Genomic DNA, 26856 nt, shown 5'->3' on the forward strand with positions numbered 1-26856 from the left:
CCGTTCCCCTGGTACGGGAACGGCGGCGCGGCCGTTCAGGACCGGTCCGTCCGGGACCGGGCGGGAGTGCCTACTCCCACTCGATGGTGCCCGGCGGCTTGCTGGTGCAGTCCAGCACCACGCGGTTGACGTCGGGGACCTCGTTGGTGATCCGGGTCGAGATCTTCGCCAGCACGTCGTACGGCAGGCGCGACCAGTCGGCGGTCATCGCGTCCTCGGACGAGACCGGACGCAGCACGATCGGGTGACCGTAGGTGCGGCCGTCACCCTGGACGCCGACGCTGCGGACGTCCGCGAGCAGGACCACGGGGCACTGCCAGATCTGACGGTCCAGGCCGGCCGCGGTCAGCTCCTCGCGGGCGATCGCGTCGGCCTCGCGGAGCAGGTCCAGGCGGTCCCGGGTGACCTCGCCGACGATCCGGATACCCAGGCCGGGGCCGGGGAACGGCTGGCGCTGGACGATCTCCTCCGGCAGGCCGAGCTCCTGGCCGACCATCCGGACCTCGTCCTTGAAGAGCTTGCGCAGCGGCTCGACCAGCTGGAACTGCAGGTCCTCGGGCAGGCCGCCGACGTTGTGGTGGGACTTGATGTTGGCGGTGCCGGTGCCGCCACCGGACTCCACCACGTCCGGGTACAGGGTGCCCTGGACCAGGAAGTCGACCGACGCGCCCTGCTCGCCGGCCTCGGCGATGATCTCGGCCTGGGCCTGCTCGAAGACCCGGATGAACTCCCGGCCGATGATCTTGCGCTTCTCCTCCGGGTCGCTGACGCCCTTCAGCGCGGCCAGGAAGCGCTCCTGCGCGTCGACGACCTTCAGCTGCACGCCGGTGGCGGCGACGAAGTCCTTCTCGACCTGCTCGGTCTCGCCCTTGCGCATCAGACCGTGGTCGACGTAGACGCAGGTGAGCTGGTCGCCGATGGCCTTGTTGACCAGGGCCGCCGCGACCGCCGAGTCCACGCCGCCGGAGAGGCCGCAGATGGCGCGCTTGTCGCCGACCTGGGCGCGGATCAGCGCGACCTGCTCCTCGACCACGTTGCCGGTGGTCCAGTTCGGCGCGATGCCGGCGCCGCGGTAGAGGAAGTGCTCCAGGATCTGCTGACCGTGGTCGGAGTGCAGCACCTCGGGGTGGTACTGGACGCCGTAGAGGCGGGCCTTGTCGTTCTCGAAGGCCGCGACCGGCACCACGTCGGTGGACGCGGTGACGGTGAAGCCCTCGGGGGCGGCGGAGCAGGCGTCGCCGTGCGACATCCACACCGAGTGCTCCGCCGGGACGCCCTCGAAGAGGGTCGAGCCGGTGCGGGAGACGGTCAGCGGGGTGCGGCCGTACTCGCGGGCGCCGCTGTTGTCGACGGTGCCGCCGAGCGTCTTGGCCATCAGCTGGAAGCCGTAGCACATGCCGAAGACCGGGACGCCGGCCTCGAAGATCGCGCGGTCGAGCTGCGGCGCGCCCTCCGCGTAGACCGACGAGGGACCACCGGAGAGGATGATCGCCTTCGGGTTCTTGGCGAGCATCTCGGCGACCGGCATGCTGCTCGGCACGATCTCGCTGTAGACCCGGGCCTCACGCACGCGGCGGGCGATGAGCTGGGCGTACTGAGCACCGAAGTCGACCACCAGGACGGTGTCGGTCTCAGGCACGGACTGGACGGGAGTAGCAGGGGACACAGACGGCCTTCCGGCAGCGGTACGAAAGGTGTCGCACGCGGCGCGTCCTCCGGAGGGGTGGCCGCGGGCGACGGGCGGGGGTCTGCCGTCGAGTCTACCGGCCACCCGCGTTTCACTCGTCTGCCCGCCCTCTCGGCCGTGACCGCGCCGGTGCCGGTTCGTTTCTCCTGGCGACCGTACGACCGCGGCGCGCCCGCCAGGCGCGCCGCCTCCGCCCCGGCCAGGGGCGCCGCCGTACGGGCTTGCAGGACCACGCGTGGAGCTCAACCCAGTCCACCGGCGCACGTGGCGCCGTCGCGGAACCGGCCTCCGGCCGGACGTGACGCGCCGTGGGACCGTGCGCGGGTGCTGCGGCCGGCCAGCAGGGGACAGCGACCCCGGCCGCGACTGGACCAAGGAGGTGGGGCGGTCGGCCACCGGGGACGCCCGGGGTCCGACCGCCGCACCCCGGCGCGATCCCGGCGCACTTCGTTCACCGTCCCACGCCGCTACGCGCGTCCCCGTGCGCTCCGCCCGAGTCTCACTACTCACCGTGATCATCGCTGCCGCCCGGCCTGTACGCCCCCGGGCCCGCCACTGCTGCCCGGGCTTGCCCCGGCCACCGGCCCCGCCGGAAGCGCGCTGGACCGAATCATGCCGAATCGGTTGCAGAGCATGCCCTCCGTCCAGCACGATGCTGCTTGGAAGAGCTTCCCCCGGCGGCTGCAAAGCCGCCCGAGGGGCGCCGTCCCGGTGCCGCCGCGACCCTGGTGGCAACGATTATCACCTCACGCTCCGTGAGCGAGGGCCCGGCTCAGGCATGCCGGAGGCCCACCGCCGCGGACCGCGTGCGCCCCGTGCACCGGCCCACCCTTCGCCGGAGCGGCGGCGCCGCCCTACCCGACAGCCATCCGACCGACGGCGCTCCTCCCCCGGCGCCGTCACCCCAGCACCGGCGCAGCCCTGACGCCGCGTGCTGAACGACAAAGGGCCCCGTTCCCCCGCGGGGCCCTTTGCCCTGTCCGGGCACGGGCGGTGGGGGCGGCACGGGCAGCAGGGGCGTGCGCCACCGTGGCGCACGCCCCTGAATCACTACGGCTGGTCGCGCCAGACGCTCGGGTCGACCGGGGAGTCTGCGCCCGGTGCCGGCCCGGCCCCCGGCCCGGAGCGGCGCGACGCCGGTTCCTCGGACGACCCGATCACCTCGCTCACCCCCGGCCACGCACCTGACTCGGACGCATCTGACGGGCCGGACGCACCGGACACCTTGTCCGGCCCGGACGGCCCGGACGGCCCGGACCCGTCGGTCGGCCCGGGGACGAACGGCTCCGGGGCCGACTCCGGACCGAACGCCCCGAAGCCGACCGCGCCCGGCCCGGCCTGCGCCGGCACCGCGCCGTACGGACCGCCCTGCGCCGAGCGGCCCCGCGCCGCGGCCAGCACGAGCGGCACCGCCAACGCCCCGATCGCCGCCCAGACCGCGTTGGCCACCAGCAGGGTGCCCGGCACCAGGGCGACGCCGTACTCGTACCCGACCTCCCGGACCGTACCGAGGTAGCGGGCGGTGGACCCCGACGAGACCAGCACCCCGGACACCAGCATCAGCAGGCTGAGCCCCGCCGCGTACACCGCAGCCAGCCGGAGCCGGTCGGCCGCGTCGAGCCGGCGCCGGTACGCCGTCCAGCCGAGCACCAACGCGGCGGACAGCGCGAGCAGCCCCGTCCAGCGCCAGTCGGCGCTCTCGCCCTGGAGGTCGAAGAACGAGAACTCGTCGGCGTCGTTCCGCCCCCGGTACCAGTCGGAGTCGCCGGCCGGGCTCTCGCGGGACGTCCGGAAACTCGCCCCCGAGCCCACCCCGAGCAGCACCAGACCGACGTTGGGCAGGAAGGCCACCGCCGAACCGGTCATGAGGCCCTCGCCCTCGACGGCGATCAGGACGAAGCCCACCGCCGCCGCGAGGCCGACCGTGAGCACCAGCGCCCGGGCAGCCGCCAGCCCGGCGACCGCCCAGCCCCGCACCGCACGGTTGCGCCAGGCCGCCCAGCGCAACGCGTCCGTCCCGTGGACCGCGAAGGCGAGCAGTCCGGCGGACAGCAGCGTCCAGCCGACCGCCTCCGGCCAGCCGGCCGCCGCCGTGTTGGAGAGCCGGCCGTCGAACACGTCGCCCGGACCGTCGGCCGCCTCGTAGCCGCCGGACGGCCACGGGGACCACGAAGCACCGGCGACCAGGCCGAGCAGCAGGGTGGCGACCGCCGCCACGACCGCGGTGCGCAGTGCCTCGCCGGCCGCCTGTCGGCGGGTCCACTGCTCTCCGGTGAGGCGCTGGCGGCGGTTCGCCCCGGCACGCAGGCCGAGCCAGAGCGTGAACAGCCAGAGCGCGGTGACCGTCATCGGCACGGCCCGGACCGTGGTCTCGTCGGTGGCGCTGCCACCGCTGCCGAGCCCCAGCCGGAACGGCGCGCCGAGCGCGGAGAGCGCCATCGCGAGCGCCACCCCGAACCGCCCGCCGAAGTCCGGGGTGCCGATCGGAGCAGGGACCGCGTACCCGTCGGGGACCGCCACGAGCAGCGCGACGACTAGCAGGACGAGGGTCGGCGCGATCACCGCGCGGAGCGCCGGGCGCCAGTCCGCGCCGACCACCCGGCCGAGCGCGACGGACCGGCCCGCGGCCGGGTCGTACGGCCGCCCCGATCCCCAGGTTCCGCCCGGAGCGGGAGCACCGGGCGGCGCCGGAGGCAGGAACGGCGGAGGCAGGTCCGGCGCCGGAGGCAGGAGCGGCGGAGGCAGGTCCGGCACCGGAGGCAGGAGCGGCGGAGGCAGGTCCGGCACCGGAGGCAGGGCAGCAGCCGGGCCCGGCGGGCCCGGTGGCACCGGGGCGGGCAGACCCGGTGGCGGCGGGGCGGGCGGCAGGAGCGGCGGCGCCGACGGCAGGCCGCAGGAGGCGCAGGCGAGCGCCCCCTCCGCCGAAGTCGCACCGCAGGATGCGCAGATGGCCATGGACCGTGTCCCCCGTCCGAACGAACTCCTGGTCCCCCCAGGGAGCCCTTTTCTCCCACCGGTCACGGACGGCTGTCAACCGGCTTCGGCGCGGCGCGGGTTGACCGCGGCGCGGGTCACGTCGCCGGTCGCGCCGCGGTCGAACGACCCGGGGCTACCCGCGCCTCTTGGGCACCTCCGGCACCGCCAGCAGCGGCAGCCGCAGCGCGCCGAAGGCACCGGCCGGCACCGCCGGGTCGGCGGGGGCGACCGGCCCGGTCCGGCGGTACGCCTCGCCGGGCGCCGGACGGGTGTCCTCCTCGCCCTTGTTCGGCCACATGGACATGGCCCGCTCGGCCTGCGCGGTGATGGTCAGCGAGGGGTTGACGCCGAGGTTGGCGGAGACGGCCGATCCGTCCACCACGCTGATCCCGGGGTGTCCGTAGAGGCGGTGGTAGGGGTCGACGACACCGGTCTCCGGGGAGTCGCCGATCGGGCAGCCGCCGAGGAAGTGCGCGGTCATCGGGATGTCGAAGATCTCGCCGGCGCTGCTGCCGGCGAAGCCGTTGATCTCGTCCGCGAGTGCCCTGGCGCCCCGCTCGGCGGCCGGGATCCAGGTCGGGTTGGGTGCGCCGTGCCCCTGGTGGGAGGTGAGCTTGCCCTTGCCGAGGCCCTTCTCCTTCAGCGACACGGTGATCGAGTTGTCCAGGGACTGCATCACCAGGCCGATGATCGTCTTCTCGGACCAGCGGTGCTGGTTCATCGAGCGGGCGAAGGTCACCGGGTGCGTGACCGAGGTGCCGAGGTAGCGCAGCCAGCGCGGCAGCTTCCCGCCGCCCCTGACCTGGGCGATCGACAGCGCGCCCATCGCGTTGGAGCCCTTGCCGTAGCGGACCGGCTCGATGTGGGTGTTCTCGTCCGGGTGGATCGAGGAGGTGATCGCGACGCCCTTGGTGAAGTCCGCGCGGGCGCCGTAGCGCCGGTCGGTGGTCTGCGCGCCCACCAGCGCCTCGGAGTTGGTCCGGGTCAGCTCGCCGAGCCGGGCGGAGATCCGCGGCAGGTGCCCGCCCGCCCGCATCCGGTGCAGCAGGTTCTGGGTGCCGTAGGTGCCGGCCGCGACCACCACCCGGGCGGCGGTGAGGGTCCGCGCCCCGGCCTTGACCGGGTCGGTGGTGGAACGGGCGTCGGTCCGCCGGACGTCCACCGCGTAGCCCTCGCCCCACTCGCGGATCCGGGCCACCGTGGTGAGCGGGTGGATCTCGGCGCCGCCGCGCTCGGCCAGGTACAGGTAGTTCTCGGTGAGCATGTTCTTGGCGCCGTGCCGGCAGCCGGTCATGCACTCGCCGCACTCGACGCAGGCCCGGCGGGCCGGACCGGCGCCGCCGAAGTACGGGTCGGCGATCTCGGCGCCCGGCGCCGTCCTGGCCTCGCCGTCCGCGTCCCCACCGTCGCCGAAGAAGACGCCGACCGGCGCCAGGTGGAAGGTCTCCCCGACACCCATCCGCTCGGCGGCGGCCCTGAGGTGCACGTCGGACGGGGTGACCGTCGGGTTGAGCCGGACGCCCAGCATCCGCTTCGCCTGGTCGTAGAACGGCGCCAACTCCTCCTGCCAGTCGGTGATGTGGCGCCACTGGCGGTCCTCGAAGAAGGCCTTCGGCGGCACGTACAGGGTGTTGGCGTAGTTCAGCGAGCCGCCGCCGACCCCGGCGCCGGCCAGGATCAGCACGTTGGCCAGCAGGTGGATGCGCTGGATGCCGTACAGACCGAGCTTCGGCGCCCACAGGTAGTTGGGCAGGTCCCAGGAGTTCCTGGGCAGTTCGTCGCGCTCGAAACGGCGCCCGGCCTCCAGGACGGCGACCCGGTAGCCCTTCTCGGTCAGCCTCAGCGCGGAGACCGAGCCCCCGAAACCGGACCCGACCACGATCACGTCGTAGTCGAACCCCCGGTCACCACCGGATGCCACCATCTGCCACTGCTCCTTCGGAAACGGGACGAACGGGGAGGAACGGACCGGCCGGCCGGAGAGCCGGAGGTCCGCAGAGGGCCGGCCGGAGGGCCGGAGGCGGCTACTTGAACCGGAGGGCCTTCAGCACCCGCAGCCCACCGGTCATCACCGCCGCGAACTGCCGGTCGTCCAGGCCGAACGCGGGCGCGATCGGCATCAGCCGCTGGCCGGCGATGGTCTGCGCCTCGGTGAACCGCAGGATGCCCTCGGCGCCGTGCCGCCGGCCGAGCCCCGAGTCGCCCATGCCGCCCATCGGCGAGGCGACCGAACCGTACGCGGCCGCGTACGCCTCGTTGATGTTGACCGTGCCGGTGCGCAGCCGGGCCGCGACCGCCCGGCCGCGCCGCGCGTCCCCGGTCCAGACGCTGGAGTTGAGCCCGTACGGGGTCGCGTTGGCGGCGGCCACCGCCTCGTCCTCGGTGTCGAAGCGGTAGATCGAGACGACCGGGCCGAAGGTCTCCTCGCCGCAGACCGCCATCTCGGGGGTGACGCCGTCCAGGATGGTCGGCTCGTGGAAGAACGGGCCGAGGTCCGGCCGCGCCTGTCCGCCGGCGACCACCGTGGCGCCGGCCTTGACCGCCTCCTCGACGTGCCGGGTGGTGGTCTCCAGTTGCCGGCCGGACACCAGCGAGCCCATGTCCGCGCCGTACGCGAGGCCACCGCCGAGTCGCAGCGCCTTGGTCGCGGCGGCGAACCTCGCCAGGAACTCGTCGGCCACCGAGCGGTGCACCAGCAGCCGCTCGATCGAGATGCAGAGCTGGCCCGCGGACGAGAAGCAGGCCCGGACGGCCCCCTCGGCGGCCCGGGCGAGGTCGGCGTCGGCCAGGACCAGCATGGCGTTCTTGCCGCCGAGTTCGAGCGAGGCGCCGACCAGCCGGGCGGCGGCGCGCTGCGCGACGTCGCGGCCGGTGCGGGTGGAGCCCGTGAACGAGACGTAGTCGGCGTGCTCGACCACGGCCGGGCCGATCACCGGCCCGTCACCGATCACCACCTGCCACAGATCGGCCGGCAGCCCGGCCTCGATCAGCAGCTCGCGGGCCCAGAGCGCGGTCAGCGCGGTCTGCGTGTCCGGCTTGTTGACCACCGCGTTGCCGGCCACGAAGGCGGGCAGCGCGTCGCCGACCGAGAGCTCCAGCGGGTAGTTCCACGGCGAGATGTGGCCGATCACGCCCTTGGGGCGGCGGGCCTCGACGGTCCGGGTGAGCACCGGCAGGGCGCCGCCGCGCCGCTTGTCGCGCAGGTAGCCCTGGGCGGCGCGGGCGTAGTGGCGGGCGCTCATCGCGACGGCGAGGACCTCCTCGAAGGCGTGCAGCCGGGCCTTGCCGGTCTCCGCCTGGATCAGGTCGAGCACCTCGTCCTGGCGCTTGAGCAGCAGGTCGTGGAAGCGCAGCAGGACGGCGGCGCGCCGGCGTACGGGCAGCGCGGCCCAGGCCGGCTGGGCGCGGCGGGCCAGCTCGAAGGCGACCTCGACGTCGGCCGGCGTGGACTGCGGCAGACCGGCCAGCCGGTCGCCGGTGAGCGGGGCGACGGTCTCCACCACGCGGGGCTCACCGGTGGCGGTGACCCCGGTGACGAGGCGGTCGACCAGCGACGGCGGGACCGCCGAGGCGACGGTGCGCCCGCCGCCGGGCGCCGCGGGATTGCGGCCCGGCGAGCCGGTGCCGGCGGGTTCGGTGGCCGTGGCAGCTGCTGTGAGGTCCGTCATAGGGCGCAGCCTAGGCGCTCCGCGGCCGGTTCGGTACCCGTCGGTAACAAGAAACCGCGGAGGACCCCCGGCCCGGCCGGATCAGCGGGTCGGCGTGAAGTGGTTCAACACCAGGGTGAACCGCCGCTCCCCCTCCTGCCAGTCCTTGTCGTTGTCCGGGCAGGACAGGTAGATGGCGTACGCGGTGCCGTCGTCGTCGATGAACTCGGCGTCGACGGCCCGCCGCCGCCCGCCCTCCTTGGCCGCGTAGCTGAACTCCCAGACCGCCGCGTCGTGCCCGTTCACCGCGACGCTGGTGAGCTTGTGCTGGCGGTACTCCTTGCGCTTGGAGACGGTGGTCTCCATCTGCTTCAGGTGGTCCAGCGGCTTGACCGACTGGCCGACAGTGACGGCGAACTGGAGGTAGTGCACCATGTTGTCGGGGCTGTAGTAGATCTGGTTGCCGTCGGTGGAGCGCTGCCAGGGCGGCGTGGCCACCGGCAGCGGGAAGCGGAAGCCCGCCGGGTCGTCCACCCAGCGGTAGCCGGTCGGCGCGGGCCCGGAGTCGATGTCGCCGGAGCCGGTCGGCTGCGGCCCGGTCACGGTCGGCGTGGGCTTGGCGATCTCCGTCGTGCCGCTGGGCCGGGTGGCCAGGAAGGTGGCCCCGGCGGCGGCCACGGCCACCGCCAGCGCGATCACGACGACCTGCACCACACCCCGGCGCCTGGCGGGCCCGCGCGCGGGCGCATCGGTGTAGGCGACCGGCGCGACCGGTCCGGTGGGCGCCCCTTCGGCCGCCTCGTGCCCCCTGAATGCCTCCGGGAGCTGCCCCGACACCTGCCCGGACACCTGCCCGAACGCCTGCCCAGCCGGTTCCGGGGCCGCTCCGGGGCCCGACGGCGCCACCGGACGCGGCACGGTCGGCGCCTCCGGCTCCGCATCCGCCTCCGCACCCGTCTCCGGCCCGCCCGGCTCCCCGGACCGGTCCACCACCGGCACCGACCGGGTCGGCGTCCGCACCTGACCGACCGGCTTGAAGCCGATGGTGTGCCCGGCCTGCACCTCGGCCAGCATCCGGGCCGCCTCGTCCGCGGTCGGCCGGTCCGCCGGGTCCTTGGCCATCAGCGCGGCCAGCACCGGCCCCAGCGGCCCCGCCCGGCGCGGCTCCGGCAGCGGATCGCCGACCACCGCGGCCAGCGTCGTCAGCGGCGAGGTGCGGCGGAACGGCGAGTCGCCCTCCACCGCCGCGTACAGCGTCGCCCCGAGACCCCACAGGTCCGAGGCCGGGCCCGGCCGCTCGCCCTGCGCCCGCTCGGGCGCCAGGTAGTCCGGCGACCCGACGAGGTCACCCGGCCGGGTCAGCTCCGCCGAGCCCTCGTACGTCGCGATGCCGAAGTCCAGCAGCACCGCCCGCCCGGTGCCGTGCTCCAACAGCACGTTGGCCGGCTTCACGTCCCGGTGCAGCACGCCCAGCTGGTGCCCCCGGTGCAGCGCGGCCAGCACCTGGCTGCCGACCTCGGCGGCGGCGCGCGGCGGCAACGTGCCGTCCTGACTGATCACGTCGGCCAGTGACCGGCCGTCGACCAGCTCCATCACGATCCACGGCCGGCCGTCCTGCTCCAGCACGTCGTGCACGGTGATCACACCGGAGTGCTTGATCCGGGCGGCGGCGCTGGCCTCCCGCTTCATCCGGGCGTGCAGGATCTCCAGCTCTTCCTCGGGCAGGTGGTTGACGGTGAGCTCCTTGACCGCCACCTCGCGGTCCAGCATCCGGTCCCGGGCCCGCCAGACCGTGCCCATCCCGCCCCGGCCCAGCCGGTCGCCCAGCTCGTAGCGTCCGGCCAGCAGCCGCTCCCCGGCCGCCTCCGCCCGGTCCTCCGCGCCCATCCGCGACCGCTCCCCCTCATCCACCTGCCGTCACCACGACGGAGGGCCCGGTACAGACCACTCGGTGCAGACCACCAGTCGAACAAATCTCACGGACACACTAGGCGCCCCGCCCCGGCCCCGGTAATCTCCCCCACCCGCAGACCCGGCGGTGGCGGCCCGGCCGACCCCGTCAGCCTGCGAACATCACCACGGCCGTCATCCCGAGCACCAGCAGCAGGAACACCCCTCCGACCAGCACCGGGCCGAGCAGCGCCGGCGGTATCAGCGGCCGGCGGTCCCGCCCGGGAGCGTCCTCCTCCGGGGGCCGCTCGGCCGTGACGGAGCCGCGCGGACGCCGCCGGCGCGGCGCCGGCACCACCGGGCCCTCCGGCCGCAACTCCAGTGCCCGGGCCGCCCGTTCCTCCCCGACCGGCTCGGGCGCACCCGCCAGCAGGGCCGCCAGCTCCTGCCGGACCTCCACCGCCGTCGGGCGCCGGGCCGGATCGGGCTGCAGCAGCCGCTCCACCAGCGGCCCCAGCGGCCCGCACGCCGCCGACGGCTCCCGGCGGCCGTCACGCACCGCCGTCACCAGCTCCGGCACCCCGCCCTCCGGGTACGGCGAGCGGCCGGTCACCAGCCGGTGCACCAGCACGCCGAGCGCCCAGCAGTCACCCGCCGGGCCCCCGTCCAGCGGCCACCGCTCGGCCACCGGCCCGGCCAGGGTGGCCCGCACCTCGTACCGGCGGCGCCCGCCGGGCCCGCCCAGCTCCTCGGCCAACGCCTCCTGGGCGACCCCGGCGAGCAGCCCGCCCAGCAGGGCGGCGCCGTCCTCACAGACCAGCACCGACTCGGTGGTCAGGTTGCCGTGCGCCAGGCCCGCCTCGTGCAGCGCCCGCAGCGCGCCCGCCAGGTCCGCCGCCAACTCGGCCACCCGGTAGGGCGGAAGCGGACCGGCCGCGGCCAGCTCGGCCAGCGGCACCCCGGCCGGACGCTCCTCGACGGTCCAGAGCAGCTCGCCCTCGACGAAGGCGCCGGCTCCCTGGAGAAGCCGGGGGTGCCGCGGCGCGGCGGAGCCGACCACCGCCACCCGGCGGACCAGCTGGTCCCCCTGCTCCGGCACCGGGTCGTCCGGCTCCCGCCCTCCGGTCAGCAGGGCGGGCAGCTCCAGCGCGCGCAACCGCACGACGTCACCGGTCCGCTCGTCCACGGCGAGCGCGCTCAACGCCGCCGGACGGTCAGTCAGCCGGTAACGCCCGGCCAGCATCTGTCCCGGACCCGCTCGCATGCGTGTTCCTCTCGCTCACCACCCAGCCTAAGGTGTCACCGTCCGTTCCCGCCGGGCGCGCGACGCGCCCCCCGCCGTCGGCCGGGACACATCCGCGGGGGGCGCACTCCCCCTCGGACCCGCACGGCCCGCGCCCCGGCACCGCCCTCCGGTCCGAGACGCAGGGGCGCAGGGGCGGACCCGCCCGGCGAACCGTCGGATTAGGCTCGATCCCATGGACTGGACCGATCTGATCGACGCGGCCTTCGACGTGGCCGGCAACAGCAGCAGTGATTCCCGGGCCACGGCCCTGCGCACCGTCGAGGCGAACGTCGCGCCCGACGAGAAACCGGTCGCCTCGACGGCGGGGCGACATCCCGATCACTTCCGCAAGGGCGTGCTGGTCCTGACCACCCATCGGCTGCTCTTCCTGAAGGACGGGAAGCCTCCCGTCCCGGTTCCGCTCTCCGCGGTGACCGACGCGACCGTCACCAGGACCCGGATCAACGGGGAGGTGCTCCTGGTGGTCGCCCTCACCGGCTCGCACCGGTTCGAGGACGTGGTCAAGGCCGAGATCTTCGCCGAGCAGGTCCGGGCCGCTGCCCGGCTGGCCCGCAACGCCGGGCAGCAGGCGCTCGCCGCGCCGGCCGCCGCGCCCGCCGCACCGGCGTCCTCCGGCGCCGACCTGCTCGACCAGCTGGAGCGGCTGGCCGCCCTGCACGGCGCGGGGGCGCTCACCGACGAGGAGTTCAGCAGCGCCAAGCGTCGCCTGATCGGCTGAACCCCGGGGCCGTCCGGCCGACGTCCGTCAGGGCGCCGGCCGGAAGGTGTCGAAGGAGATCTGCCGTGCCTGGGCGTTCTGCGGTGCGGCCCACTCCGCGTCCGGCGAGGTCCAGTAGACGGCGTAGCCGTACTTGGCCGGCGAACCGGTGACGAAGCCCCGGTTGAGCGAGTGCATCCGCGGGGTGCCGTTGGTCCACTCCCAGTCGGCGGCGTTGCTCCACTCGCGGTAGGCGACGGCCTGAAGCTGCACCCGCTGGTAGTTGCTCACCTGGCCGCGCAGTCCCGGCTCGGACTCCTGCCAGTCGGCGAGGGCGCTCGGCCCCGGCGTGGTGGTCCACTCGATCCGCAGGGTGCTGCCGTTGCCCTTGAAGGTCCGGCGGGTCGCCTCCGAACCCGTGAGCTGCAGCCAGTCCGGCAGCACGATCGAGAAGCCGGACGCGTCCTTGTACTCGTGGTGACCGGCGGGCACGACGGCCCCGGTCGGCGCCGGGGTCTGGGCCGGTCCCGGGGTCTGGGCCGGCGTCTGGGCCGGCGCCGGGGTCTGGGCCGGTGCCGGGGTCTGGGCCGGCGTCGAGGCGGGGGTCACCGGAGGCGTGGCGGCGGGCGCCGCGGCCGGATCCGAGGTCGCCGGGTCCGGGGTCACCGGGGCGGTGGCCGGCGGGATCGCGGAGGCGTCCACCGGCGGGGCGCCGGCCGGCGAGGTCCCGGTGCTCGCGGTCACGGACGCGGTGCCGCGCGCACCGTCGGCCGATCCGTCGTCGGAGTCGCCGAGCGCCCGCACCAGTGCGACCACGCCCGCGATCAGCAGCAGCACCACCACGACCGTCGCCAGGGCCAGCCGGTGCCGGCCCTTCCGCGGGTCGGCACCGGCCGCCTGGGTCGCGCCCAGCGTCCACTCGCTGGTCACCGGACGGGCCGCCTCGGTCTCCGGCGCCGGCGTCCCCGACGGCCCGGCCGTGCCGTCCTCGGGCTCCGCGGCCGGCGCCGCCCGCTCCCCGCTCCCGGCGTCCGCGGCCCGGCTCCCCACCCGGACCGTTCCGAGCAACCCGCCGACCGACGGCTTCACGGTCTCCGGCTTCACGGCCGGACGCTCCCCCGCCGGACGCTCCGCCGCGCCGTCCGCCGCACCGCCGCCCGCCACCGGCACCGCCTGCTCGGTGGTCGACTCGGCCCGCGCCGTCGCGTCCGCCGCCACCCGCTTGAGCATCGACCGGGTCTGCGAGGCGGTCAGCCGCTCCACCGGGTCCTTGGCCAGCAGCCCCTCGATCACCGGCCGGAGCGGACCGGCGTTCACCGGCGCGGTCAGGTCCTCGGTCATCACCGCCGTGAGCGTGGCGAGCGCCGAACCCCGGTCGTACGGCGGCCGGCCCTCGACCATCGCGTACAGCGTGCCGCCCAGTGACCAGAGGTCGGCCGGCGGCCCGGGCTTCTGCCCGCGGGCCCGCTCCGGGGATATGTACGAGGGCGCGCCGACCAGCATCCCGGTGGAGGTCACCGAGGTGTCGCCCTCCACGCTGGCGATGCCGAAGTCGGTGAGCACCACCCGCCCGTCCTCGCCGATCAGCACGTTCGAGGGCTTGACGTCCCGGTGCAGGATGCCGTGCGCGTGCGCGGCGCTCAGCACGCCCAGCACGTCCAGCGCGATCTCGGCCGCCCGGGCCGGCTCCAGCGGGCCGTCCTCCCGGATCACGTCCGCCAGCGAGCGGGACTCGACCAGCTCCATGACGATCCACGGCCGGTCGTCCTCCTCGACGACGTCGAAGACGGTGACCGCCGAGTTGTGCCGGATCCGCGCCGTCGCCTTGGCCTCGCGCAGCGTCCGGACGATCAGCCGGTGCTTCTCGTCCTCCTCGACGCTGGCGTTCATCCGCAGTTCCTTGACCGCGACCGTCCGGCCCAACATCTCGTCCTCGGCACGCCAGACGGTGCCCATGCCACCGCGCCCGATCACCGCGTCCAGCCGGTAGCGTCCGGCCAGGAGGCGGCCGGTGGAACCCTGCGCCTGGGTCATTCGGAACGTTCCCCCATGTGCTGGCGGTCGTGGTGACGGCGTGTCGGACCGGCGTCGGGGCCGAGCACCCAAGCCTCCATCATCTCCTGTCCCGGGCGCCCCCGACCACCCGGCCCCCGGCCACCCTCGCACCGATGCCGCCCGGGCGCGGCGCTCCGTGCCCGATCTGTGATCGAAAACTCTGTCCGTCCCGCTCCGGGCACTGCTACCGTGCGGCAGTTCACCGTCCTTCCGGGGGGAATTCGACGTCCATGACCGCACCCGCACCGGGCGCTGACGGCCAGTCGGGCCGACCGCCCACGGCCCAGCACTTCTCGGTCGCACAGGAACCGGAGACACCCGAGGGCTACGTGGCCCCCGGGATGCCCGGCGCCCCGGTGGCCGGTTACCACCCCACCGCTCCCGGCGACTCCGACGGGCCCGACGGACACCCCCGCTCGAAGCGCCGGTACCGCACCGGCCGGGCCCTCGCGATCGCCGTCGCCGCGATGCTGGCCGGTGCCCTCGCGTACGGCCTCGCCCCGACCCGGGCCGCGGCCACCGTCGGCTGGCTGGCGATCGCCCCGGCCGCCGCCGTCGCCTGGCCGCTCGGCCGGCTCGGCGGACCGGGCCGGCTGCTCCCGCCGCTGGGCGCGCTGCTCTCGGCCGGTTCGCTCCTGCTCGGCCAGCTGCTCGGCCAGACCCGCCGGCTGCACGCACTGGACGGCACCCCGTACGGCGAGCTGGTCCGCGACGCCCTCACGCTGTGGCGGGGGGACCGCCGGCTGCTCGACCTCGTCTTCTACGGCATCGCCCTGGTCGGCGGCTTCCTGCTGACCCGCCGCGCCGCGACCCGCCAGTAGGACGCGTCCGGTCCGGGAACGGCGCGAGGCCCCCGCCACGATCGGACGGGGGCCTCCGCGGGACGAACGGGCTCAGCGGCGGTTGAGCGCCGGGTTGACCGTCACCTCGACCCGCTGGAACTCCTTGAGCTCGGTGTACCCGGTGGTCGCCATCGCCCGGCGCAGGGCGCCGAACAGGTTCATGGTGCCGTCCGGGGTGTGCGAGGGGCCGGTGAGGATCTCCTCGGTGTTGCCGACGGTGCCGAGGTCGACGCGCTTGCCGCGCGGCAGCTCCTCGTGGACGGCCTCCATGCCCCAGTGGTAGCCCTTGCCCGGCGCGTCGGTGGCCCGGGCCAGCGCGGCACCGATCATCACCGCGTCGGCGCCGCAGGCGACCGCCTTCGGGATGTCGCCGCTGTAGCCGACCCCGCCGTCCGCGATGACGTGCACGTACCGGCCGCCGGACTCGTCCATGTAGTCGCGGCGGGCGGCGGCCACGTCGGCGACGGCGGTGGCCATCGGCACCTGGATGCCGAGGACGTTGCGGGTGGTGTGGGCGGCGCCGCCGCCGAAGCCGACCAGCACGCCGGCCGCGCCGGTGCGCATCAGGTGCAGCGCGGCGGTGTAGGTGGCACAGCCGCCGACGATGACCGGGACGTCCAGCTCGTAGATGAACTGCTTCAGGTTGAGCGGCTCGGCGGCGCCGGAGACGTGCTCGGCCGAGACGGTGGTGCCGCGGATCACGAAGACGTCGACGCCGGCGTCGACCACGGCCTTCGAGAACTCGGCGGTGCGCTGCGGGGAGAGCGCGGCCGCGGTGACCACACCGGAGTCGCGGACCTCCTGGATCCGCTGCTTGATCAGCTCGGCCCGGATCGGCGCCGAGTAGATCTCCTGCAGGCGGCGGGTCGCGGCGGCCTCGTCGGTGATCGAGACGATCTCGTCGAGCAGCGGCTGCGGGTCCTCGTAGCGGGTCCAGAGACCTTCGAGGTTGAGCACGCCGAGACCGCCGAGGCGGCCGATGGCGATGGCCTGCTCCGGCGAGACGACGCTGTCCATGGGGGCGGCCAGGAACGGCAGCTCGAACCGGTAGGCGTCGATCTGCCAGGCGATCGAGACCTCCTTCGGGTCACGCGTACGCCGGCTGGGGACGACGGCGATGTCGTCGAAGGCGTACGCCCGCCGGCCGCGCTTGCCTCGCCCGATCTCGATCTCAGTCACTTCGAGCCCTTCTGGTGGTGTTGCTCGTGCCCGCCGGGTCACCCCGGCCGCCCCCAGTATCCCGCACCCGCCCGGAGCCGCGCCGCCGCGCCCGCCTCCCGGACGCGCGGAAGGGGCCCGCGGCTGCGGGCCCCTTCCGGTTACCGGCTCAGCGGCCGCTGTAGTTCGGAGCCTCGACGGTCATCTGGATGTCGTGCGGGTGGCTCTCCTTGAGGCCCGCCGAGGTGATCCGGACGAACCGGCCCTTGCTCTCCATCTCGGCGACGGTGGCGGCACCGACGTAGCCCATGGTCTGGCGCAGGCCGCCGACGAGCTGGTGCAGCACCGCGGAGAGCGGGCCGCGGTAGGGCACCTGGCCCTCGACGCCCTCGGGGACGAGCTTGTCGTCCGAGGAGACCTCGGCCTGGAAGTAGCGGTCCTTGGAGTACGAGCGGCCCTGACCGCGGGACTGCATGGCGCCCAGCGAACCCATGCCGCGGTAGGACTTGTACTGCTTGCCGTTGATGAACAGCAGCTCGCCCGGGGACTCCTCGCAGCCGGCCAGCAGCGAGCCCAGCATCACGGTGTCGGCGCCGGCGGCCAGCGCCTTGCCGATGTCGCCGGAGTACTGCAGGCCGCCGTCGCCGATGACCGGCACGCCGGCCGCCTGACAGGCCACGGCCGCCTCGTAGATCGCGGTGACCTGCGGGACGCCGATGCCGGCGACCACGCGGGTGGTGCAGATCGAACCCGGGCCGACACCGACCTTGACGCCGTCCACGCCCGCGTCGATCAGCGCCTGGGCGCCGTCCCTGGTGGCGACGTTGCCGCCGACCACGTCGACCTTGACGGCCGCCCTGATCTTCGAGATCCAGGCCAGCGCGTTGTGGCTGTGGCCGTGCGAGGTGTCGACGACCAGGAAGTCCACGCCCGCCTCGACCAGGGCCTGGGCCCGGTCGAACGCCTCGGCGCTGGCGCCGACGGCGGCACCGACCAGCAGCCGGCCCTCGCTGTCCTTGGCGGCGTTCGGGTACTGCTCGGCCTTGACGAAGTCCTTGACCGTGATGAGGCCCTTGATCCGGCCCTCGTCGTCGACCAGCGGGAGCTTCTCGATCTTGTGGCGGCGGAGCAGCGCCATCGCGTCGACGCCGGAGATGCCGACCTTGCCGGTGATCAGCGGCATCGGGGTCATGATCTCGCGGACCTGGCGGGTGCGGTCCGACTCGAAGGCCATGTCGCGGTTGGTCACGATGCCGAGGAGCTTGCCGCTCTCGTCGGCGATCGGCACGCCGGAGATCCGGAACTTGGCACAGAGCGCGTCGGCCTCGCCGAGCGTGGTCTCCGGGCCGACCGTGATCGGGTCGGTGACCATGCCGGACTCGGAGCGCTTGACCAGGTCGACCTGGTTGACCTGGTCCTCGACGGAGAGGTTGCGGTGCAGGACGCCGACGCCGCCCTGACGGGCCATCGCGATCGCCATCCGCGACTCGGTGACCTTGTCCATCGCCGCGGAGAGCAGCGGGATGTTGACGCGCACGTTCCGGGAGACCCGGGAGGAGGTGTCGACCTGGTTCGGCAGCACCTCGGAGGCCCCGGGCAGCAGCAGGACATCGTCGTACGTGAGTCCGAGCATCGCGAACTTCTCGGGTACGCCTGCGGCGTTGTAAGACATTTGGGGGTACCTTCCGTGGCCGGCCTTGTCCGCTCACGCCCTGAGGGGTGGGGGCGTTGTCATCGCTCACTCGCTCGGACCGCCGAAAGCCGGGTGGCAACTGGAGGATCCTCCAGGGGAACCCCGTTCGCACCGCTGAAACTTTGGCGACCCGCCCAGGCGCCGATACCCCATGGTACTGGCACCCGCGAATGCGTCCTCGCGTGCCCTTGACAACACCTGCCGCCCGTGGGCCATTCCGTCCTCCGGGGCCGGAACGGGCGGGCCTCCCCGATGCCGGGCCCGGCATCGGGCAAGCCCTAGGAGGACTCCTCGGCGAGCGCCCGCAGCCGGCTGAGCGCCCGGTGCTGGGCGACCCGGACGGCCCCCGGCGACATCCCGAGCACCTCGCCGGTCTCCTCCGCCGAGAGTCCGGCGGCCACCCGCAGCAGCACCAGCTCGCGCTGCCGGGCCGGCAGGTTGGAGAGCAGTTCCTTGGCCCAGGCCGCGTCGCTGCTGGCCAGCGCCCGCTCCTCCGGGCCGAGCGCGTCGTCCGGAACCTCCGGCAGGTCGTCCTGCGGGATCACGGTCGAGCCGGGCCCGCGCATCGCGGCCCGCTGCAGATCGGCGATCTTGTGCGCGGCGATCCCGTAGACAAAGGCCTCGAACGGGCGCCCCTGGTCCTTGTACCGGGGCAGCGCGCAGAGCACCGCCACACAGACCTCCTGGGCGATGTCGTCCACGTGGTGCCGGGCGCCGCCGGGCAGCCGGACCAGCCGGCCGCGGCAGTACCGCAGGGCCAGCGGGTGGACGTAGGCGAGCAGCGCGTCGATCGCCGGGCCCTCGCCGCGGACGGCGGCCGCGACCAGTTCGCCGACGAGCGGGGAGCTGCCCGTGCCGAGGACGGGCGGGCGGGCGGCGGGCGCGACGGGCCGGGCGGGCTCGTGCGGCTCCGCTTCGCGCTCGGCACCGGCTTCGCGTTCGGCACCGGCTCCGGCGGAGCCGGGGGCCCCGGAGCCGGCGGATTCCGCGTACGCCGCGTCGGGCCCGGACACGGAGGGCTCGGCCTCCACCGGGTCCGCCTCGCCGGGAGCCCCGGTCACGTCGTCGCGCATCGGTCCATGGTGCCTGGTCGCGCGGGAAAACGCGGCACCGCGTCCGGAGTTGTGCACCGGAACGTTATGCGGTGCCGCACCGGCACGCACCACCGGCCCCTCCTGCACCGTGCCGCCTCCCGCCCCGCCGGCGTCGGTGGTCCCGTCCGCCGCGCCGTCCGCCGAGTCTCCTGCGGCCGTGTGGTTCGCCGCAGTTCCTGTCCGCTGGTCCCCGAGGTGCTCCACTCCTCCATGGTGCAACCTCGGGACCGTAACGTCACACGCCCCTGCACAGGGAATCGTGAGCAGCGTTCCGGGACCGGCGGAGCCGCCGGCGGTCAGCGGACCAGACCCCAGCGGAAGCCCAGGGCCACCGCGTGCGCACGGTCCGAGGCGCCGAGCTTCTTGAACAGGCGTCGGGCGTGGGTCTTGACGGTGTCCTCGGAGAGGAACAGCTCGCGGCCGATCTCGGCGTTGCTGCGGCCGTGGCTCATGCCTTCGAGCACCTGGATCTCACGCGCCGTCAGGGTCGGCGCGGCGCCCATGTCGGGGCTGCGCAGCCGCCGCGGGGCGAGCCGCCAGGTCGGGTCGGCGAGGGCCTGGGTGACGGTGGCCCGCAGTTCGGCGCGCGAGGCGTCCTTGTGCAGGTACCCCCGCGCGCCCGCGGCCACCGCGAGGGCGACGCCGTCGAGGTCCTCGGCGACGGTGAGCATGATGATCCGGGCGCCCGGGTCCGCCGACAGCAGCCGCCGGACCGTCTCCACCCCGCCGAGGCCGGGCATCCGGACGTCCATCAGGACGAGATCGGAGCGGTCGGCCACCCAGCGGCGGAGGACCTCCTCCCCGTTCGTCGCGGTGGTGACCCGGTCGACACCGGGTACGGTCGCGACCGCGCGGCGAAGCGCCTCGCGGGCGAGCGGGGAATCGTCGCAAACGAGAACGGAAGTCATGACCGTCGTCCTCCGCAGCTGATCCGCGTCACGTTGAGCCTCCTGGCTGGTACGAACCTCTCCGACACGGCCGATCGGCGACAGACTCCGTGCTGATCGCCTGTGAATCTCCGCGATCGTTCCCGACGTCCGGCGCCCGCTAACCGCCTCCGCACTTCCAACGACCGTCACTCGAATGAGTTACGGCCTTCAGGGCCATCTCCACCACTGTACGTGGCCGACCCGTTACCGATCAGCCGCATCGCGGGGCACACGCCGCTCTTTTGCGCAGCTCGGGCGCGGTGGGCGCACGACCCGCACACCGATTCGGGCCCCCGCGCGCCCGTCGGCCACCCGATTGCCACGTTCGCGCCGGGCGATCGCCGCACCGCCGGGCATGCCCACTTTGCCCGTTTTTATAGCTTTTGTATGGTCATTGACTGTTGTGCCACTCTGTGGGTGACTTGTCCATGGAGTTGCCGTAAGTCATATTTCCAGGTGTCCACACCGGCGCCGGACGCGCCCCGCCGTACCGCCCAGTGCAATCCGCTGGCAGCCGGCGCGCGGTCGACGAGCCTCTGAAGGGAATGAGTCATGGCAGATTTCTCCCGCCTCCCCGGCCCCAACGCGGACCTCTGGGACTGGCAGCTCTCCGCGGCCTGCCGCGGCGTGGACAGTTCGCTCTTCTTCCACCCCGAAGGAGAGCGCGGCGCCGCGCGGAGCTCACGCGAGGCGAGCGCCAAGGAGGTCTGCATGCGCTGCCCCGTGCGCACCGAGTGCGCCGCGCACGCACTGGCGGTCCGCGAACCGTACGGCGTCTGGGGCGGGCTGACCGAGGACGAGCGCGAGGAGATGATGGGCCGCTCGCGCAACCGCCTGGTGGAGGTGCCGCTCGTCGCGCCGGGCGGGGCCCAGCGGTACCTGTCGTAACCGTCCGTGTCCGCCGCGCCGAGAAGAAACGTTTCTTCTCGTGGTGGCGCACGTCAGGGCCCGGCGCCTTCCCGGCCTGCGCCCGGTCGGCCCGGGGACGGCCGGTCCGGGGCGGTCACGGCCCGGCCGCGGGCGACGGACGGCCGGTCCGGACACGGCCGGTCCGGCCGGTGCCGCCCGGCCCCGGTCGACCCGGTCCCGGTCAGCGCCCGGGGCCCGCGCCCGCCAGCCGCTCCAGCATCAGCGCCACCGCCGGCACCTCGGCGAGGTCCGGGAGGGTCAGCGCCACCACCTGCCGTACCGCCGGCGCTCCCGTGGCGGCGTGCACCGCCACCGTCACGACCCCGTCCGGGCGCACCGACTGCAGCGCCAGCCCCGGCAGCACCGCCACCCCGAGCCCGGCGGCGACCAGGCCGACCACCGCGGGGTAGTCGTCGGTCGCGAAGTCGATCCTGGGCTCGAACCCGGCTCCGGCGCAGAGCTCCACCAGGTGCCCGCGGCACTGCGGGCAGCCGGCGATCCACTGCTCGGAGGCCAGCTCGGCCAGCTCCACGGGCCCGCCGCGCCCGGCCAGCCGGTGTCCGGCGGGCAGCAGGCCGACCAGCGGGTCGTCCAGCAGCGGGGTGACCACCAGGTCGGACCAGTCGGTGCCGGCGCTGAGCTGCTGGGCCTCCAGGTTGGCCTCGGCGCGCGCCTCACGGGGCGTGCCGTGCGCGGGCGCCGGCGCGGCGGCGCCGGACGCCTGGGGGTAGCGGAAGGCCAGCGCGACCTCGCACTCGCCGCCGCGCAGCATCGCCAGCGACTCCGGAGGCTCCGCGTCGACCAGCGACACGCGGACCCCCGGATGGCTGTCCCGCAGCCGGGCGACGGCAGGCGGCACCAGAGTGGAACTCGCGGTCGGGAAGGAGACCAGACGCACCCGTCCGGCCCGCAGTCCGGCGATCGCCGCCACCTCCTCCTCGGCGGCGGAGAGCCCGGCGAGGATCCCGGTGGCATGCTTGAGCAGCACCCGTCCGGCCTCGCTCAGCTGCATCCCGCGACCCGAACGGACCACCAGCGGGGTGTCCACGGACTTCTCCAGCGCCTTCATCTGCTGGCTGATGGCGGGTTGCGTACACCCCAGCTCGCGGGCGGCGGCGGAGAAGGATCCGGTGCGGGCGACGGCACGCAGGACGCGCAGGTGGCGGGCCTCGATCATGCCTCAAAGATATAAGTAAATCTTTGCTATCTGCAAAATTCAGATGATAGTTGAAGAGTAAAACTCGCCCACCGGCGCGATGCGCTCCGGACGCCGCACCTCGGAGCGGCCCGTCAGGGGCGTACCGCGGCCGACACGCCGGAGGCCCGGCCGCGTCCCCGAGGGGCGCGGACCGGGCCTCCGGTCACTGAACGGGTGTCAGTGGGAGTGGCCGTGGCCGCCGTGCGAGTGACCGGCGTCGGGCTCCTCCTCCTTCTTCTCCACCACGAGGGTCTCGGTGGTGAGCAGCAGGGAGGCGATCGAGGCGGCGTTCTCCAGGGCGGAACGGGTGACCTTGACCGGGTCGATGACGCCGGCCTTGATCAGGTCGCCGTACTCGCCCGTGGCGGCGTTGTAGCCCTGGCCCGGCTCCAGCTCGGAGACCTTGGAGGTGATGACGTAACCCTCCAGGCCGGCGTTCTGGGCGATCCAGCGCAGCGGCTCGTGCAGCGCCTTGCGGACGACCGCGACACCGGTCGCCTCGTCGCCCGTCAGGCCCAGGCCGTCGTTCAGCACCTTGGCGGCGTGGACGAGGGAGGCGCCACCACCGGCGACGATGCCCTCCTCGACCGCGGCACGGGTCGCCGAGATGGCGTCCTCCAGGCGGTGCTTGCGCTCCTTCAGCTCCACCTCGGTGGCGGCACCGACACGGATGACGCAGACGCCGCCGGCCAGCTTGGCCAGGCGCTCCTGCAGCTTCTCGCGGTCCCAGTCCGAGTCGGTGTTGGCGATCTCGCCCTTGATCTGGGCGACGCGGCCGGCCACGGCCTCGCTGTCGCCGGCACCGTCGACGATGGTGGTCTCGTCCTTGGTGATGGTCACGCGGCGGGCGCTGCCCAGCACGTCCAGACCGGCCTGGTCGAGCTTGAGGCCGACCTCCTCGGAGATCACGGTGCCACCGGTCAGGGTGGCGAGGTCGCCCAGGATCGCCTTGCGGCGGTCACCGAAGCCCGGGGCCTTGACGGCCACGGCGTTGAAGATGCCGCGGATCTTGTTCACCAGGAGGGTCGACAGCGCCTCGCCGTCGACGTCCTCGGCGATGATCAGCAGCGGGCGGGAGGTACCGCCCTGCACGACCTTCTCCAGCAGCGGCAGGAGCTCCTGGATGGAGGAGATCTTGCCCTGGTTGATCAGGATGTACGGGTCCTCCAGGACCGCCTCCTGCCGCTCCGCGTCGGTCACGAAGTACGGCGACAGGTAGCCCTTGTCGAACTGCATGCCCTCGGTGAAGTCCAGCTCCACGCCGAAGGTGTTCGACTCCTCGACGGTGATGACACCGTCCTTGCCGACCTTGTCGATCGCCTCGGCGATGAGCTCGCCGACCTGGGTGTCCTGCGCGGAGAGGGTCGCGACGGCGGCGACGTCGTCCTTGCCCTCGATCTCGCGGGCGATGGACAGCAGGTGCTCGGAGACGGCGGCGACGGCCTTGTCGATGCCCTTCTTCAGGGCGGCCGGGCCGGCACCGGCGGCGACGTTGCGCAGACCCTCGTTCACCAGGGCCTGGGCCAGCACGGTGGCGGTGGTGGTGCCGTCACCCGCGACGTCGTTGGTCTTGGTGGCGACCTCCTTGACGAGCTGCGCGCCAAGGTTCTCGTACGGGTCGTCGAGCTCGACCTCACGGGCGATGGTGACACCGTCGTTGGTGATGGTCGGAGCACCGAACTTCTTGTCGATGACGACGTTGCGGCCCTTGGGGCCGATGGTCACCTTGACGGTGTCGGCCAGCTTGTTGACACCGCGCTCCAGCGAGCGGCGCGCGTCCTCGTTGAACTGCAGGATCTTCGCCATGTTCCCTATTCCCTCGGGGCTGCGGCCGTCGCGGCCGCTCGACTACGTGAACCAACAACCACGCCCCGGGCCCCTGTCACTAGGGACACGGATCCGGGGCGGGTCGGGACGTCTTACTTCTCGGTGCTGCTTACTTCTCGATGATGGCGAGAACGTCGCGCGCCGAGAGGACGAGGTACTCCTCGCCCTGGTACTTCACCTCGGTGCCGCCGTACTTCGAGTACAGGACGATGTCACCGACGGCGACGTCGAGCGGCAGACGCTGGCCGTCCTCGAAGCGACCCGGGCCGACAGCCAGGACGACGCCCTCCTGGGGCTTCTCCTTGGCCGTGTCCGGGATAACCAGGCCGGAGGCCGTGGTGGTCTCGGCGTCGAGCGGCTGGACCACGATGCGGTCCTCGAGCGGCTTGATGGCAACCTTGCTGCTGGTGGTCACGTCCGAGCTCCCCTTCGGAGATTACGGGGCTTACTAACGGGTAGGGGCGAACCTGCGGATCTGCCGTCGCGGGGGTCAGAAACGCCTCTTCGCGTTAGCACTCCCCCCGTGGAGAGTGCTAGGCATGACCATAGGCCGCGGTTAGCACTCAGTCAACCAGAGTGCCAACGGCGCGCCCCCGGACCCCGGGATACGGGCGAGTAGCCGCACTCGCGTTCGGGTCGTTCCCCCGACCGCACACGCGTCCCGTGATCGAGACCTCCGGACGCACCGGCCCGTCCCGGCGCACCGACCGGGGAGAATGGGCCCGTGGAGACCGACAACCTGCAGCCCCTGCTGACCGACCGGGGCCAGGCCCTGCTCGCCGAACTGCGCGAGTTCGCGCCGGAGGAGGAGCTGGCGCTGGCCACCCGGCTGCGCAGGGAGCACCCCGCCGAGCTGGTGTCCGCCGCCTTCGGGCAGGCCCGGCTCCGGCAGCGGGCGCGGGCCAAGTTCGGTGCGGACGCCGATCTCATGTACTTCACGCCCGACGGCGTCGAGCAGTCCACCCGGCGCAGCGTCGCCGAGTGGCGGGCCCACCGCTTCGCGGACCTCGGCGTGCGGCGGCTGGCCGACCTCTGCTGCGGGGTCGGCGGCGACGTGCTGGCACTGGCCCGGGCGGGGATCGAGGTCCTCGCCGTCGACCGGGACCCGGCCGCCTGCGCGGCCACTGCGGCCAACGCGGCCGCGCTGGGCCTGACCGACCTGGTCGAGGTGCGCTGCGCGGACGTCGCCGACATCGACGTCACCGGCTACGACGCGGTCTTCACCGACCCGGCCCGGCGCACCGCGCGCGGCCGGGTCTTCGACCCCGAGGCGTACGCCCCCCCGCTCTCCTGGGCGATCGGGGCCGGCCGGCGCACCCCGATCGGCGCGCTCAAGGTGGCACCGGGCATCCCGCACGAGGCGGTGCCGGCCGACGCCGAGGCCGAGTGGGTCTCCGACCACGGCGACGTCAAGGAGGCGGTGCTCTGGTTCGGCACCGGGGCCGCCGGCCCGCACCGCGCCACCCTGCTCCCCGGTCGGACGAGCCTGACCGGCGGCGACCTGCCCGACCCGCCGGCCGGCCCGGTCGGCCGCTACCTGTACGAGCCGGACGGCGCGGTGATCCGGGCCCACCTGGTCGCCGAGGTGGCCGGGCAGGTGAACGGCCGGCTGATCGACCCGAAGATCGCCTACGTCACCTCGGACGAGCTGGTCGCCACCCCGTACGCGCACGCCTTCGAGCTGACCGACGTGCTGCCGTTCCACATCAAGAAGCTGAAGGCGCTGCTGCGCGAGCGGGGCGTCGGCACGGTGGTGATCAAGAAGCGCGGAATGGCGATCACCCCGGAGGAGCTGCGCCGCCAGCTGAAGCCGTCAGGCCCGAACTCCGTCACGGTGATCCTCAGCCGGACCGACAACGGGCCGCTGATGATGCTCGGACAGCCCGTCCGGGCCGACGCTCAGGCGGCGGGCGACTCGATGTAGTCCTCCAGCCGGGCCACCGCGAAGCCCTGCTCCTGGATCCGGGCCAGCATCTCGCCGAACATCTGCGTCATCGTCTCGCCCTTGAGGTCCTTCGGGCCCCGGAAGTGGGCCAGGACGATGTCACCGGGCCGGAGCTTCTTGTCCGCCGCCTGGTACTGCATGTCGTGGATCTGCATCGACTCCCGCCAGAGCACGACGGCCCTCGGTCCGCACTGCTGCACCGCGTCGTTGAGCGCCGCCGTGTGGGCGCCGTCGCCGTACGGCGGCCGGAAGAGCAGCGGGGCGGTGCCGTACTGCTGGGTGAAGGCGGTCTGGGCGTCGCAGATCTCGGACCGCTGTCTCTCCGGCGTGACCTTGCTCAACTGGGCGTGGCCCACGGTGTGGTTGTGGACGTGGTTGCCGAGCGCCTGGAGCCGCTTGAAGTAGCCGTAGTCGTCCTTGACGACGTCGCGGGTCAGGAACATCGAGACGGGCACCTTGAGGTCGGTCAGCATCTCGACGAACCGCGGGTCCTTCTCGGCGCCGTCGTCGATGGTGACGAAGACGACCTTGTCGGTGGTCCGCACCTCGCTGAACACCGGGACGGGCCCGCTCCGCCGGAGCTTCACCGGCTTGTCGGCCGGCGCCGGCGGCGCGGGCGGCAGCGGCTTGAGGTTCCACTTGGCCCAGGCGGCCGGATCCCCGGCGGCGGCGGGAACCGGGGCGGGGGCCGGCGGCGGCGTCACGGGCTGCTGCGGCGCGGCCGAGGAGGCGGCGGCGCCCCGGTCGGCCGGGGTGGAGACCGCCGCGGCGGGCGGGCCGCCGGTCCCGCCGCCGCTGCCGCACCCGGAGACGGCGGTGAGCAGCGCCATCGCCCCCACCGCGTACGTCGTCGTCCTGCCCCGCCCGTGCCTCTTCACCGCGCCGTGCTCCCCGGTCCCGTCCAGCGATCTCATCGCCTTGCACGGTAACGGTCACGTGTTCGGTTCCCGGTCGGGCCTTCGAGCAGCCGATCGGCGGGGGTGGAGGCGGGTCGGGCGGCGGG

At 73.9% G+C, this 26856-nt stretch carries 19 protein-coding genes; 4 read left to right on the plus strand and 15 right to left on the minus strand.

The features are described 5' to 3' along the window. Window positions 1-70: 70 nt before the first annotated feature. The 6 genes from guaA to ACFWOG_RS19585 form a co-directional block, all read right to left on the minus strand. On the minus strand, window positions 71-1666 hold the full coding sequence (gene guaA / locus ACFWOG_RS19560; protein ID WP_380359867.1) for a glutamine-hydrolyzing GMP synthase: 1596 nt from the start codon (window positions 1664-1666) through the stop codon (window positions 71-73). 1071 nt (window positions 1667-2737) lie between these two features. Further along, complete coding sequence (locus ACFWOG_RS19565) at window positions 2738-4285, minus strand: hypothetical protein (RefSeq protein WP_380359869.1); 1548 nt, start codon at window positions 4283-4285, stop codon at window positions 2738-2740. 511 nt (window positions 4286-4796) lie between these two features. Next, window positions 4797-6587: a GMC family oxidoreductase gene (locus ACFWOG_RS19570; RefSeq protein ID WP_329950412.1), complete on the minus strand. Its 1791-nt coding sequence runs from the start codon at window positions 6585-6587 to the stop codon at window positions 4797-4799. A gap of 100 nt (window positions 6588-6687) precedes the next feature. Beyond that, window positions 6688-8331 carry a succinic semialdehyde dehydrogenase gene (locus tag ACFWOG_RS19575; RefSeq protein ID WP_329950411.1) on the minus strand — a complete coding sequence of 548 codons (1644 nt, stop codon included), beginning with the start codon at window positions 8329-8331 and terminating at the stop codon, window positions 6688-6690. Between the two features lie 81 nt (window positions 8332-8412). Then, window positions 8413-10197, minus strand: coding sequence for a protein kinase (locus tag ACFWOG_RS19580; protein WP_380359871.1), 1785 nt, complete (start codon window positions 10195-10197; stop codon window positions 8413-8415). Between the two features lie 172 nt (window positions 10198-10369). Beyond that, a complete protein-coding gene (locus tag ACFWOG_RS19585) occupies window positions 10370-11464 on the minus strand; it encodes a protein kinase (RefSeq protein ID WP_380359873.1) in 1095 nt (364 codons plus the stop codon). A gap of 214 nt (window positions 11465-11678) precedes the next feature. Here ACFWOG_RS19585 and ACFWOG_RS19590 point away from each other — a divergent pair, with 214 nt between their 5' ends. Further along, window positions 11679-12224 carry an SHOCT domain-containing protein gene (locus tag ACFWOG_RS19590; protein WP_329885351.1) on the plus strand — a complete coding sequence of 182 codons (546 nt, stop codon included), beginning with the start codon at window positions 11679-11681 and terminating at the stop codon, window positions 12222-12224. A 27-nt stretch (window positions 12225-12251) separates the two neighbouring features. Here the strand turns inward: ACFWOG_RS19590 and ACFWOG_RS19595 are convergent, their stop codons facing one another. Further along, a complete protein-coding gene (locus ACFWOG_RS19595; RefSeq protein ID WP_380359875.1) occupies window positions 12252-14237 on the minus strand; it encodes a serine/threonine-protein kinase in 1986 nt (661 codons plus the stop codon). A gap of 251 nt (window positions 14238-14488) precedes the next feature. Here ACFWOG_RS19595 and ACFWOG_RS19600 point away from each other — a divergent pair, with 251 nt between their 5' ends. Further along, window positions 14489-15079, plus strand: a complete 591-nt coding sequence (locus ACFWOG_RS19600) for a hypothetical protein (RefSeq protein WP_380359877.1) — start codon at window positions 14489-14491, stop codon at window positions 15077-15079. 72 nt (window positions 15080-15151) lie between these two features. Here the strand turns inward: ACFWOG_RS19600 and ACFWOG_RS19605 are convergent, their stop codons facing one another. From ACFWOG_RS19605 to ACFWOG_RS19620, 4 genes are all read right to left on the minus strand, one after another. Then, complete coding sequence (locus tag ACFWOG_RS19605) at window positions 15152-16279, minus strand: GuaB3 family IMP dehydrogenase-related protein (protein ID WP_329885354.1); 1128 nt, start codon at window positions 16277-16279, stop codon at window positions 15152-15154. A 148-nt stretch (window positions 16280-16427) separates the two neighbouring features. Further along, a complete protein-coding gene (gene guaB, locus ACFWOG_RS19610) occupies window positions 16428-17930 on the minus strand; it encodes an IMP dehydrogenase (RefSeq protein ID WP_329885355.1) in 1503 nt (500 codons plus the stop codon). A 299-nt stretch (window positions 17931-18229) separates the two neighbouring features. Continuing rightward, a complete protein-coding gene (gene shbA / locus ACFWOG_RS19615) occupies window positions 18230-18778 on the minus strand; it encodes an RNA polymerase sigma factor ShbA (RefSeq protein ID WP_329885730.1) in 549 nt (182 codons plus the stop codon). Between the two features lie 563 nt (window positions 18779-19341). Next, a complete protein-coding gene (locus tag ACFWOG_RS19620) occupies window positions 19342-19953 on the minus strand; it encodes a response regulator transcription factor (RefSeq protein WP_014136228.1) in 612 nt (203 codons plus the stop codon). 573 nt (window positions 19954-20526) lie between these two features. Between ACFWOG_RS19620 and ACFWOG_RS19625 the strand changes: the two genes are divergently transcribed. Then, window positions 20527-20862, plus strand: a complete 336-nt coding sequence (locus ACFWOG_RS19625) for a WhiB family transcriptional regulator (RefSeq protein ID WP_329885356.1) — start codon at window positions 20527-20529, stop codon at window positions 20860-20862. Between the two features lie 202 nt (window positions 20863-21064). On the opposite strand, the gene ACFWOG_RS19630 is transcribed toward ACFWOG_RS19625, so the two are convergent. The 3 genes from ACFWOG_RS19630 to groES all read right to left on the minus strand — a co-directional run bounded on the left by ACFWOG_RS19630 (window position 21065) and on the right by groES (window position 24323). Further along, window positions 21065-22060 (minus strand): LysR substrate-binding domain-containing protein, encoded by a 996-nt coding sequence (locus ACFWOG_RS19630; RefSeq protein ID WP_329885357.1) that lies wholly within the window; start codon window positions 22058-22060, stop codon window positions 21065-21067. 198 nt (window positions 22061-22258) lie between these two features. Further along, complete coding sequence (gene groL / locus ACFWOG_RS19635) at window positions 22259-23887, minus strand: chaperonin GroEL (RefSeq protein ID WP_329950407.1); 1629 nt, start codon at window positions 23885-23887, stop codon at window positions 22259-22261. A 130-nt stretch (window positions 23888-24017) separates the two neighbouring features. Beyond that, the gene (gene groES, locus ACFWOG_RS19640) at window positions 24018-24323 is read right to left on the minus strand and encodes a co-chaperone GroES (protein WP_014136232.1); all 306 of its coding nucleotides are present in this window, start codon (window positions 24321-24323) and stop codon (window positions 24018-24020) included. Between the two features lie 309 nt (window positions 24324-24632). Between groES and ACFWOG_RS19645 the strand changes: the two genes are divergently transcribed. Then, a complete protein-coding gene (locus ACFWOG_RS19645; RefSeq protein WP_329950406.1) occupies window positions 24633-25832 on the plus strand; it encodes a methyltransferase domain-containing protein in 1200 nt (399 codons plus the stop codon). On the opposite strand, the gene ACFWOG_RS19650 is transcribed toward ACFWOG_RS19645, so the two are convergent. Further along, window positions 25808-26767, minus strand: a complete 960-nt coding sequence (locus tag ACFWOG_RS19650; protein WP_380359880.1) for a polysaccharide deacetylase family protein — start codon at window positions 26765-26767, stop codon at window positions 25808-25810. The genes ACFWOG_RS19645 and ACFWOG_RS19650 overlap by 25 nt on opposite strands. Window positions 26768-26856 lie beyond the last annotated feature (89 nt).

It is taken from the genome of Kitasatospora sp. NPDC058406 (assembly GCF_042722765.1).
Taxonomy (GTDB): domain Bacteria; phylum Actinomycetota; class Actinomycetes; order Streptomycetales; family Streptomycetaceae; genus Kitasatospora.